Raw genomic sequence first — 2753 nt, forward strand, 5'->3', positions numbered from 1 at the left:
GTCCTGGCGGCCAGTGCCGCCAAGTGCCGTCGTGGAGGTGCGCCTCAACTACGGCTCGACCGGACGCCCCGAGCATCGATACGCCGCCCGCACCTGAGCGGCCGACGCGTGAGAGCGTTCGTCAGGAGTCGGAGCCGACCGCGGCGAGCCGTGCTTCCTCGTCGGCGGTGATGGCGCTCTCGATCAGCGGATCGAGTGCTCCATCCATCACCTGATCGAGGTTGTAGGCCTTGAACCCGGTGCGGTGATCCGCGATCCGGTTCTCAGGGAAGTTGTACGTGCGGATGCGCTCCGAGCGGTCCATGCCCCGGATCTGCGATCGGCGGGCGTCGGATGCCGCAGCGTCGAGTTCCTCCTGCTGACGCGCGAGCAGTCGGGCACGCAGCACGCGCATGCCCGCCTCGCGGTTCTGCAGCTGAGACTTCTCGTTCTGCATCGAGACGACGATGCCCGTCGGCACGTGCGTGATCCGCACCGCGGAGTCCGTCGTGTTCACGGACTGCCCACCGGGACCGGAGGAGCGGAACACGTCGATCTTGAGATCGTTCTGGTCGATGTGGATCTCCTCCGGCTCATCGACCTCGGGAAAGACGAGCACGCCGGTGGTCGACGTGTGGATGCGCCCCTGCGACTCGGTCGCCGGCACACGCTGCACGCGATGCACGCCGCCCTCGTACTTCAGGTGCGCCCAGACGCCCTGAGCGGGATCGGACGACGAGCCCTTGATCGCGACCTGGACATCCTTGTAGCCGCCGAGGTCGGACTCGTTGCGTTCGAGCAGCTCCGTCTTCCAGCCCTTGGAGGCCGCGTACTGGATGTACATGCGCAGGAGATCCGCGGCGAACAGCGCGGACTCCGCACCGCCCTCCCCCGCCTTGATCTCCATGATCACGTCGCGGGCGTCGTCCGGGTCACGCGGGATCAGCAGACGCCGCAGACGCTCCTGCGAGGCCTGCAGCTCCTCCTCCATCGCCGGGATCTCCGCGGCGATCGACTCGTCCTCGCGAGCGAACTCACGAGCGGTCTCCAGATCGTCGGTCGCAGCGACCCACGCTTCGTAGGCGGCGACGATGCGCGACAGCTCGGCGTAGCGGCGGTTGACGCGCTTCGCTCGGGCGGCGTCGGCGTGCACCGCCGGGTCGGAGAGTTCCTCCTGCACCCGGCGATGCTCGTCGATCAGAGTCTGGACGGACTCGAACACGGCTCAGCCGCTCAGCGGATGTTGTTGTCGTGCCCGTGCGCGCCCGAGGGGAGCGTAGGGATCGACTTCTGCATCTGCACGAGGAACTCGACGTTGGAGTTGGTCTCCTTGAGCTTGCCGAGCACGACCTCGAGGGCCTGCTGCTGGTCGAGGCCGGCGAGGGCGCGACGCAGCTTCCACGTGATCTTGACCTCGTCGGCCGAGAGCAGCATCTCTTCGCGGCGGGTGCTCGACGCGTTGACGTCGACGGCCGGGAAGATGCGCTTGTCGGCGAGCGAGCGCGACAGGCGCAGCTCGCTATTGCCGGTGCCCTTGAACTCCTCGAAGATGACCTCGTCCATCTTGGAACCGGTCTCGACGAGCGCGGTGGCGAGGATGGTGAGCGATCCACCGTTCTCGATGTTGCGCGCGGCACCGAAGAAGCGCTTGGGCGGGTACAGCGCCGAGGCGTCGACGCCACCGGTCAGCACACGACCCGAGGCCGGGGCGGCGAGGTTGTACGCGCGCCCGAGGCGGGTGATCGAGTCGAGCAGCACGACGACGTCGCGGCCCAGCTCGACCAGGCGCTTGGCGCGCTCGATCGCGAGCTCGGCGACCGTGGTGTGGTCCTCAGCGGGGCGATCGAAGGTCGAGGCGATGACCTCTCCCTTCACCGTGCGCTCCATGTCGGTGACCTCTTCGGGGCGCTCGTCGACGAGCACGACCATGAGGTGGACCTCGGGGTTGTTCTGCGCGATCGCGTTCGCGATCTGCTGCAGCACGATGGTCTTGCCCGCCTTGGGCGGCGCGACGATGAGGCCGCGCTGGCCCTTGCCGATCGGGGCTACCAGGTCGATGATGCGCTGGGTCAGCTTCTCGGGGGCCGTCTCCAGACGCAGACGCTCCTGCGGGTAGAGCGGCGTGAGCTTGCCGAACTCCACGCGGGTGGCGGCGTCGTCGACCGAGAGGCCGTTGATCGAGTCGACCTTGACCAGCGCGTTGTACTTCTGGCGACCCTGCTGCTCGCCCTCGCGGGGCTGCTTGATCGAGCCGACGACGGCGTCGCCCTTGCGCAGGTTGTACTTCTTCACCTGTCCGAGGGACACGTACACGTCGCTGGGTCCGGCGAGGTAGCCGGTCGTGCGGACGAAAGCGTAGTTGTCGAGCACATCGAGGATACCGGCGATCGGGATCAGGACGTCGTCCTCGCCGATCTCGGTGTCGAACTCGTCGGTCGGGGTGCCGCTGCGGCGCTTGTTGCGCTGACGGTTGCGGTTGTTGCCGCCGGCCTGGTCATCGTCAGCCGCCGGCTGCGCCTGCTGCTGCTGCTGTTCCTGCGCGACGCCGTTCTGCCCGCGTCCGCGATTGCGGCTACGGCTGCGGTTGCGGCCGCGACCACCCTGCTCCTCGCCACCATCGGAGGAGTCGGAGTCGTTGTTCTGCGAGGTCTCCGCGGGAGCGGCTTCGGAGGCGGACTCCGCTGCCTGCTCCGCGGCGGGTGCCTCGGCATCGGCGGCCGGCTTCTGCGCACCGCGGCGTCCACGCCCGGTCGTCTTGGTGGCGGGCTCGGCAG

2 protein-coding genes are annotated in these 2753 nt (G+C 68.3%); both read right to left on the reverse strand.

Annotated elements, in window-relative coordinates:
- Positions 1–121: 121 nt before the first annotated feature.
- Positions 122–1201 (reverse strand): peptide chain release factor 1, encoded by a 1080-nt coding sequence (gene prfA, locus KZA10_RS11590; RefSeq protein ID WP_017831008.1) that lies wholly within the window; start codon positions 1199–1201, stop codon positions 122–124.
- 11 nt (positions 1202–1212) lie between these two features.
- On the reverse strand, positions 1213–2753 hold a 1541-nt coding region (gene rho / locus KZA10_RS11595; protein ID WP_218682957.1), incomplete at its 5' end, for a transcription termination factor Rho.

This window comes from Microbacterium sp. BF1 (assembly GCF_019279095.1).
GTDB classification, from domain to species: Bacteria; Actinomycetota; Actinomycetes; order Actinomycetales; family Microbacteriaceae; genus Microbacterium; species Microbacterium maritypicum.